Origin of the sequence: Streptomyces sp. YIM 130001 (genome assembly GCF_003574445.1) — a bacterium.
In the GTDB taxonomy this organism is placed as follows: domain Bacteria; phylum Actinomycetota; class Actinomycetes; order Streptomycetales; family Streptomycetaceae; genus Streptomyces.
Window position 1 is genome coordinate 118,162 of sequence record NZ_KZ984559.1, and the last position, 7,768, is coordinate 125,929.

Sequence of the window (7,768 nt, forward strand, 5' to 3'; positions counted from 1 at the left end):
ACACCTGGTTACTTGCGGTAACCGAAGTCTGTTACCAGTGAGTAGCCGCTGTCAACTCCCGTCCGCCCGTTCGATGCCGCAACCGGCGATGGTGTTACGTTGCGCGTGCGTCACGCAATCGCACGGGCGGGGAGACAGCCATGGAGACCACTCAGCGGACCGACCAGGAACGGTCGGCCGCGCGCCGGCGCCGCGAGCTGCTCGAGGCCGCCGACCGCGTGGTCCTCCGCGACGGCCCCGGCGCCTCCATGAACGCCATCGCCGCCGAGGCCGGCATCACCAAGCCGATCCTCTACCGGCACTTCGGCGACAAGGGCGGCCTGTACCGCGCCCTGGCCGTACGGCACACCGACGCCCTCCTCGACGCCCTGCGCGCGGCCCTCGACGCCCCGGCCGAGCGCCGCGAACGCGTGGAGCGCACCCTCGACACCTATCTCGCCGCCATCGAGGCCAGGCCCCAGGTCTACCGCTTCCTGATGCACCCGCCGGAGGGCGGCAAGGACCCCGAGCAGGGCTTCGACGTCGGACGGCACTCGGCGCCGCTGCTGCGCCGGCTCGGCGAGGAGCTCGCGCAGGTGATCGCCGAGCGGGTCGACCTCGGACCCGAGGGGCAGGAACTGGCCCGTGTCTGGGGTCACGGCATCGTCGGCATGATGCACGCGGCAGGCGACTGGTGGCTGGGTGAACGCCCCTGCTCCCGGGCCCAGTTGGTGCGCAGCCTGGCGGACCTGCTGTGGGGACGGCTCGCCGAGGCGGGCGACCGGGTGGGCGGTCCCGGCTTCTAAGCCCCCGTGCCCTCGACTAAGCCCCCGGGCCCTCGACGCCCGGGTCGTGTACGACGGCCTCCCGCGAGACGCCCCTCCCCCACGGAGCACGCCGCACCGACCGCAGCAGCTTCGCACGGCGCCAGCCCGTGAGGCGGTCCGAGTAGATCCGGCCCTCCAGATGGTCCGTCTCGTGCTGCAGACAGCGCGCGAAGAAGCCGGTGCCCTCCACCCGCACCGCCTCCCCGTGCAGGTCGACGCCCTCGACCAGGGCGTGGTCGTGACGCACCGTGCCCGCCTCGAGCCCCGGCAGGGACAGACAGCCCTCGGGTCCGCGCACCTCGATGCCGTCCGCCTCCACGAGACGCGGGTTGATCACGTGACCGAGGTGGCGGCGGTCCTCGTCGTCGGGACAGTCGTGGACGAAGACCCGCAGGGGCACGCCGATCTGGTTGGCGGCGAGGCCGACGCCCCGTGCGGCGTACATGGTGGCGAAGAGGTCCTCGACGAGCTGGGCGAGCGCGGGACCGAAGTCGGTGACCTCGTCGCAGGGTGCGTGCAGGGGGTGTGCACCGAACAGGGTCAGGGGTCGTACCCGTCCCGAGCTGCCCGGGATCGCACCGTGTCGCATGCGCGTAAGGGTACGTTCCACCCTGTACCCGCCGGTGGGCGGTGGCGCCGTTCGGGCTTGCGTACGTATCTCGGTAGGCTGAGGCGGACCAGTGCCGGGGGCAGGCGCGGCGCCGGAAGCAAGGAGGAACCAGGACGATGGCAGGCAACACGGACCCGCTGTCGCCGCGGGCCAAGCTGGCCGTGACGGCGGGCAAGGCGGCCGCGGCGGTGTCGCGGGCCGCGGGGCGTGGCGGCGGATCGGTGATCGGCGGCCGCGTGGCGCTCAAGCTCGACCCCGACCTGTTGGGTCGGCTCGCCACCCACCTCGACGTGGTGCTTGTCTCCGCGACGAACGGCAAGACGACAACGACCCGGCTGATCGCCGAAGCACTCGGTGCGGCGGGGCCCGTCGTGTCGAACGCGCTCGGCGCCAACATGCCGGCCGGCATCACGTCCGCACTCGCGGGCGGCTCCGACGCCAAGTTCGGTGTGATCGAGGTCGACGAGAAGTACCTCGCGGGTGTCGCCCGTGACGTCACTCCGAAGGTGATCGCGCTGCTCAACCTCTCGCGCGACCAGCTCGACCGGGCGGGCGAGACCCGGATGCTGGCCGAGCGCTGGCGCGAGGGCCTGTCCGGCTCGAAGGCGGTCATCGTCGCCAACGCCGACGACCCGCTGGTCGTCTGGGCCGCGTCCTCCTCGCCGAATGTGGTGTGGGTGGCGGCCGGCCAGGAGTGGAAGGACGACGCCTGGTCGTGCCCGTCCTGCGGCGGTGTGATGCAGCGCCCGGGCGACGACTGGTTCTGCGGTGAGTGCGGTTTCCGTCGGCCGACGCCGAGCTGGGCGCTGAACGGCGAGCACGTGCTCGACCCGCACGGCTCCGCCTGGCCGATCCACCTGCAGCTGCCGGGCCGGGCCAACCGGGCGAACGCCGCGTCGTCGGCAGCGGTCGCCGCCGTGTTCGGTGTACCGCCCCAGGTGGCGCTCGAGCGGATGTATCAGGTGCAGGCGGTCGCCGGCCGTTACGACGTGGTGCAGTTCCTCGACCGCGACCTGAGGCTGCTGCTCGCGAAGAACCCGGCCGGCTGGCTGGAGACGTTCTCGCTGATCGACCCGCCGCCGACCCCGGTGATCCTCTCGGTGAACGCCCGCGGCGCGGACGGCACCGACACATCGTGGCTGTGGGACGTGGATTACACCCGCCTGGCAGGGCACCCGATCTTCGTGATCGGTGACCGCCGCCTCGACCTGGCCGTCCGCCTCGAGGTCGCCGGGCTCGACTTCAGGGTGTGTGAAACGGCCGACGAGGCGGTGCAGTTGGCGCCGCCCGGACGGATCGAGGCCATCGCGAATTACACCGCGTTCCAGGACCTGCGCCGGCGCGTCGGCAACTGACGGTAAGGACGAGACAGTATGAGCGACAACAGCCTGCGCGTGATCTGGGTCTACCCGGACCTGCTGAGCACGTACGGCGACCAGGGGAATGTGCTGGTGGTCGAGCGGCGGGCACGCCAGCGCGGCCTGCAGGTCGAGCGGTACGACGTGCGCAGCGACCAGCCCGTTCCGACCTCCGGCGACATCTATCTGATCGGCGGCGGTGAGGACCGGCCGCAGCGGCTGGCGGCCGAGCGGCTGCGCCGTGACGGCGGTCTGAGCCACGCGGTGGCCAACGGAGCGATCGTCTTCTCCGTCTGCGCCGGCTACCAGATCCTCGGCCACGAGTTCGTGAACGACCTCGGTCAACGCGAGCCCGGACTCGGCCTCCTCGACGTGGTCTCCACCCGCGGCGAGGGCGCGCGGTGCGTGGGCGACGTACTGGGCGACATCGACCAGCCGCTCGGGCTTCCGCAGCTGACCGGCTTCGAGAACCACCAGGGCATCACCCATCTCGGGCCCACCGCCCGGCCGTTCGCGAGGGTCCAGCTCGGGCAGGGCAACGGCACCGGCGACGGCACCGAAGGCGCGTACAACGACACGGTGTTCGGGACGTACATGCACGGCCCCGTGCTCGCGCGCAATCCGCAGATCGCGGACCTGCTGATCAAGCTGGCCCTCGATGTGAACGCGCTGCCGCCGACCGACGACCGCTGGTACGAGGAGCTGCGCGCCGAGCGCATCACCGCCGCGACCCAGCCGGCCTGAGGCTTCCGGACCGGACCCGGCGCATTCGCCGGTCATCGGCGCCCACGTAGTGGACCAATTCGGCCCCGTCACCCAGCGCTAGTAGGGTGGCGGGGTCTTTGCCGGACGACGTGGTCCGGTCATCCGCCCACGTTGCAAAGGTTTCTGGGCCATGCGTATTGGTGTGCTCACCTCCGGCGGCGACTGCCCCGGCCTCAACGCCGTCATCCGGTCGGTCGTGCACCGTGCCGTCGTCGACCACGGCGACGAGGTCATCGGCTTCCACGACGGGTGGAAGGGCCTCCTCGAGTGTGACTACCGCAAGCTCGACCTGGACGCCGTGAGCGGCATCCTGGCCCGCGGCGGCACCATCCTCGGATCCTCCCGGGTCCAGCCCGCGCACCTGCGCGATGGCGTGGAGCGCGCCAAGGGCCACCTCGCGGAGCTCGGCCTCGACGCGATCATCCCGATCGGTGGCGAGGGCACCCTCAAGGCCGCGCGCCTCCTTTCCGACGGTGGACTGCCGATCGTCGGCGTCCCGAAGACCATCGACAACGACATCGCTGTCACCGATGTGACGTTCGGCTTCGACACCGCGGTCGGTGTCGCGACCGAGGCGCTCGACCGTCTCAAGACCACCGCCGAATCGCACCAGCGCGTACTGATCGTGGAGGTGATGGGCCGGCACACCGGCTGGATCGCCCTCAACTCCGGTATGGCGGCCGGCGCCCACGCCATCGTCGTGCCGGAACGCCCCTTCGACATCGAGGAGTTGACCCGCAAGGTCGGCGCCCGCTTCGAGGCCGGAAAGAAGTTCGCGATCGTGGTCGCCGCCGAGGGCGCCAAGCCCCGCGAGGGCACGATGGAGTACGACGAGGGCGGCAAGGACATCTACGGCCACGAGCGGTTCGCCGGTATCGCCAGGCAGCTGTCGATCGAGATGGAGCAGCGCCTCGGCAAGGAGGCCCGGCCGGTGATACTCGGTCATGTGCAGCGCGGCGGTACGCCGACGGCGTACGACCGGGTGCTCGCGACCCGCTTCGGCTGGCATGCCGTGGAGGCGGTGCACCGCGGCGAGTTCGGCATGATGACGGCGCTGCAGGGCACCGAGATCGTGATGGCGCCGCTCGCCGAGGCCGTCGAGACGCTGAAGACGGTGCCGGACGAGCGGTACGCCGAGGCGGAGTGCGTGCTGTGACGCCCCGGCAGCCCCGGCTCGCGTAGGCCACGCTCGCCCGGCACTCATAGGCCTCGCTCCCCCGGCTCGAGGACCGCCCCCGCCCGCACCAGCAGGCGAGGGCGGTTCTAGTCTGGTGCGGACAACAGGCACGAATCAGGAGTGAGCGGATGGACCACAGCGGACACGGCATGACGGATCTGCCGCCGTTCACGCTTGGCCGGGCGCTGCAGCCGTCGTGGGACGGCTTCTTTCTGGTCGGCTGCGTACTCGCCCTGGTGCTCTACCTGTGGGGGATGGTGCGGCTCACCCGCCGTGGCGACTCCTGGCCGGTGGGGCGCGCGGTGGCGTTCGTGGCCGGCGTACTCACCATCGCCCTGGTGATGCTGACCAGGCTCAACGACTACGGCATGGTCATGTTCAGCGTGCACATGGTGCAGCACATGGTCATCAGCATGCTGTCGCCGATCCTCCTGCTGCTCGGGGCCCCGATCACGCTGACGCTGCGGGCGCTGCCGGTCGCGCCGCGCGGCAGCAAGGGGCCGCGGGAGCTGCTCATGATGCTGCTGCACAGCCGCTACATGCGGGTGCTCACGCATCCGGCGTTCACCATTCCGCTGTTCATCGCGAGCCTCTACGGGCTGTACTTCACGCCGCTCTTCGACTTCCTGATGGAGTCCAAGCCCGGACACGTGGCGATGATGGTGCACTTCCTCGCGGTCGGTCTGGTCTTCTTCTGGCCGATCATGGGCGTGGACCCGGGACCGCACCGTCCGGGGTATGTGATGCGGATCCTGGAGCTGTTCGCGGGGATGCCGTTCCACGCGTTCTTCGGGATCGCGCTGATGATGGCGTCCGAACCGATGGTGGGCGCGTATCTGCATCCGCCGGCCTCGCTCGGCCTGGACGCGCTCGGCGATCAGCAGGCGGCGGGCGGTATCGCCTGGGCGTTCAGCGAGATCCCGTCGGTGGCGGTCCTGGTGGCGCTCGTCTACCAGTGGAAGCGTTCGGACGATCGTCAGGCCCGCCGCAAGGACCGGAAAGCGGACCGTGACGGCGACCAGGAGCTGCAGGCCTACAACGAGTACCTCGCTTCGCTGCAGGCACGCAGCCGCTGAGTCGGCCCCGAGTCACTGATCTGCCCCCGGTCTTTCGGACCGGGGGCAGTTTCGTACGCGGAGGGTCATCTGCGCACGTCGAACGGCTTGTCACGGTCCGTCGGCCGTGCGGGCGAGGTGCCCCGGGCATGTCCGCTACCTAGCGGAAAGGGGTCCGTCCGGGTGACCATGAAGACCTGGTCGCGGTTTCCGGCTTCTGCCGGCGGCCACGGGAGGAGGGTTCGCGATGCCCGGATCCACCAAGACGATGGGGGCGCTCACTGTGGGCGCACTCGTCACAGTGAGCGCCTACACCGCAGCTCTCGGGAGCAACGGCTGGCTCTGGTTCGGCTGGGTCGTACTCGGCCTCGTCACCCTGGCCATGACGGTGTCCCGGCCCACCTGAGAACCCCGGCCACCGAGCGGGCCGTACGCGAGACGCCGGACGCGGTCAGAAGGTGAAGACCGGGTCGGAGGCGGCGTGCATCGAGCAGGCATTGGGGAAGGTCTTCGTCCACTTCACCGGCTTGCTGTCGTACGTGCCCTCGGCGGTGACCGTCACCGGGTCGTACTCCTTCGTGCACACACGCGGCTCACCGGGCAGCGCGCCGGGGTCGCCGTGGGCCTCGCCGAGTGCGGCGCAGGCCTCTGCCGCCTGCGGGTGTCCGCCTCCGGGCTCCGGGTCGCAGTGCAGCTCGGCCCCACGGATCCAGGTGTCGTCCGAACCGGAGACGGTGAGAAGGAGGCCGGGACGCTCCACCGGCGCCGAGGCACGCGCCGGCGCGACGACAGCCAGGGACGCGACGAGGGCGAACAAGGCGGGGACAGCGGCGGTGCGCGGGCGCATGCGGGTACTCCAGGGGATCGTGCGGGACGCGTGACGGCCGAGTCCGCGGGCCGTCGCGGTGCGGGAGCGGCCAGCGCATCCCGGTCGGTGCGGAGGGGCAAGCGGCCACGCGGTGTCGTCCCTCGAACGAGTGCGCGGAGTTCGTTCACGGAAGGGGTGGCCGCCGCGGCCGAGGGGCAGGCTCACGGATACGGCCGGGCCCGGTCCGGGCGCCGGCGCACAGTGACGAACAGGGGGCGTGTGACGCCATGCAGGAGAGCGAGTGGCAGTTCCAGGACGACCGCGGGCAACTGTCGAGGTCGGCGCATCGGCCCGCCAGGGTGATCGCCTACATCCAGGCCGGCGCGACGTTGTGGGACCACGGCATACGTCCGGTGGGGATCTACGGCTCGCATCATGACGGGGCGGCGCCCGACCGTGCCAAGTCCGGATCACTGCCGCTCGACGAGATCGATTACCTGGGTGCGGGCAGTGCGATCGACCTCGACCGGATCCTGGCGGCGCAGCCGGATCTGGTGGTGGCGGTCACCTACGGCGGCGGGCAGGTGTACGGGATCGATCCGGACACGGCCAAGCACTTGGAGGAGCAGGTGCCGGTGGTGGTGATCGACGTCGGCCAGGCGCACGATCTGGACGCCGTGCGCGCGCGCTTCGCGGACCTGGCCCGCGTGCTCGGCGCCGAGGAGACGGAGGCGTCCCTCGAGCCGCTGCGGCGGGCGCGGCAACGACTGCGGGACGCGACCGCTGCCGTACGCCCGGGGCCGCGGGTGCTCGCGCTGTCGCCCGCGGGGGATGATCAGGCCCACCTCGCCCGGCCCGGTGCCTGGCCGGAGTTGAGGGCGCTGACGGCCTGCGGAGTCACTCTGGCGGCGCCGCCGGAGGGGCCGGGAGCGAACTGGGCGACGCTCGGCCTGGATGCGGCCGTGGAGCTGCGCCCCGATGTGCTGCTCGTGGACGTCCGGGCGAACGCGACGCCGCTTTCGGCATTACGGGACAGCGCCGTGTGGCAGGAACTCGAGGCGCGGGCCCGGGTCGTGCCGTGGAATCCGGAGGCGCCGTGCAGTCCTGCCGGGCATGCACGCCTCTTCGAGCTGGCGGCGGAGGCGGTGACGGCGGCGGGTCCGGGCGAGGGCTGAGCGTCACGGGCGGG

At 71.2% G+C, this 7,768-nt stretch carries 9 protein-coding genes; 7 read left to right on the plus strand and 2 right to left on the minus strand.

Going from position 1 to position 7,768, the window contains the following annotated elements; genetic code table 11:
- Positions 1 to 140 precede the first annotated feature (140 nt).
- Positions 141 to 785, plus strand: coding sequence for a TetR/AcrR family transcriptional regulator (locus DSC45_RS21695; RefSeq protein ID WP_119293503.1), 645 nt, complete (start codon positions 141 to 143; stop codon positions 783 to 785).
- Positions 786 to 801: 16 nt separating this feature from the next.
- On the opposite strand, the gene def is transcribed toward DSC45_RS21695, so the two are convergent.
- Positions 802 to 1,395, minus strand: a complete 594-nt coding sequence (def, locus tag DSC45_RS21700) for a peptide deformylase (RefSeq protein ID WP_119293505.1) — start codon at positions 1,393 to 1,395, stop codon at positions 802 to 804.
- Positions 1,396 to 1,532: 137 nt separating this feature from the next.
- Here def and DSC45_RS21705 point away from each other — a divergent pair, with 137 nt between their 5' ends.
- From DSC45_RS21705 to DSC45_RS21725, 5 genes are all read left to right on the plus strand, one after another.
- Positions 1,533 to 2,771 carry a Mur ligase family protein gene (locus DSC45_RS21705; RefSeq protein WP_119293507.1) on the plus strand — a complete coding sequence of 413 codons (1,239 nt, stop codon included), beginning with the start codon at positions 1,533 to 1,535 and terminating at the stop codon, positions 2,769 to 2,771.
- An 18-nt stretch (positions 2,772 to 2,789) separates the two neighbouring features.
- On the plus strand, positions 2,790 to 3,518 hold the full coding sequence (locus DSC45_RS21710; RefSeq protein ID WP_119293509.1) for a type 1 glutamine amidotransferase: 729 nt from the start codon (positions 2,790 to 2,792) through the stop codon (positions 3,516 to 3,518).
- A gap of 151 nt (positions 3,519 to 3,669) precedes the next feature.
- A complete protein-coding gene (locus tag DSC45_RS21715; protein ID WP_119293511.1) occupies positions 3,670 to 4,695 on the plus strand; it encodes a 6-phosphofructokinase in 1,026 nt (341 codons plus the stop codon).
- Positions 4,696 to 4,844: 149 nt separating this feature from the next.
- Entirely contained in the window at positions 4,845 to 5,792 is a 948-nt protein-coding gene (locus tag DSC45_RS21720) for a cytochrome c oxidase assembly protein (RefSeq protein WP_119293513.1), read from the plus strand.
- A 226-nt stretch (positions 5,793 to 6,018) separates the two neighbouring features.
- Positions 6,019 to 6,177, plus strand: a complete 159-nt coding sequence (locus DSC45_RS21725) for a hypothetical protein (RefSeq protein ID WP_119293515.1) — start codon at positions 6,019 to 6,021, stop codon at positions 6,175 to 6,177.
- A 45-nt stretch (positions 6,178 to 6,222) separates the two neighbouring features.
- Here DSC45_RS21725 and DSC45_RS21730 read toward each other — a convergent pair whose 3' ends face one another.
- Complete coding sequence (locus DSC45_RS21730) at positions 6,223 to 6,618, minus strand: SSI family serine proteinase inhibitor (protein ID WP_119293517.1); 396 nt, start codon at positions 6,616 to 6,618, stop codon at positions 6,223 to 6,225.
- Positions 6,619 to 6,866: 248 nt separating this feature from the next.
- On the opposite strand from DSC45_RS21730, the gene DSC45_RS21735 reads away from it, so the two are divergent.
- Positions 6,867 to 7,754, plus strand: a complete 888-nt coding sequence (locus DSC45_RS21735) for an ABC transporter substrate-binding protein (protein WP_119293519.1) — start codon at positions 6,867 to 6,869, stop codon at positions 7,752 to 7,754.
- The last annotated feature ends 14 nt before the right edge of the window (positions 7,755 to 7,768 follow it).